The organism is Pseudomonas sp. RA_35y_Pfl2_P32, from assembly GCF_963970735.1.
In the GTDB taxonomy this organism is placed as follows: domain Bacteria; phylum Pseudomonadota; class Gammaproteobacteria; order Pseudomonadales; family Pseudomonadaceae; genus Aquipseudomonas.
The window spans coordinates 1-452 of the sequence record NZ_CAXAQF010000329.1 but is presented as its reverse complement, the minus strand read 5'-3'; the positions used below and the strand labels follow the sequence as shown (position 1 = coordinate 452).

The window sequence follows — 452 nt, the reverse complement described above, 5'->3', positions numbered from 1 at the left end:
CATTCATCGCCTCTGCAAGATCGCGCGTGGCGAGGTTCCATACGAACTCGCCCGTGGCGGTGACGTTGGCGACGCTGTCCTTCCAGCCGGTGGAGGTGAAGCCGATGATGGGCGGGCGGTAATTGTACAGGCTGAAGAAACTGTACGGTGCCAGGTTGCGCACGCCCTCGGCGCTGAGCGTGCTGATCCAGCCGATCGGCCGGGGTGCCACGATCGCGTTCAGGGGATCGTGGGCCAGGCCGGGGACGGTCCTGTGGCCGTTGCGTGGTTCGTAGAAATGGTGCTCTGTCATCTTGAAGCAGGCCTTCCGTTCGAAATTCGAATATCGTGCGCGACCGATTTGGCGTAGCTGTAACCACGCCGTCCCTTGGCTCGAATAGGGTTCTGTATGACCGACACAAGCCCGCCGACCTCCGATAGTCCTCCGGCAGCCGCCACCGTGCTGTATCGCC

Annotated in this window: 1 protein-coding gene; it reads right to left on the bottom strand. The window is 62.4% G+C overall.

Features of this window, described 5'->3' with window-relative positions; genetic code table 11:
- Positions 1-292, bottom strand: a 292-nt coding sequence (locus tag AACY45_RS28535; RefSeq protein ID WP_445261243.1) for a flavin reductase family protein, incomplete at its 3' end; no start/stop codon positions are given.
- Positions 293-452: the final 160 nt, after the last annotated feature.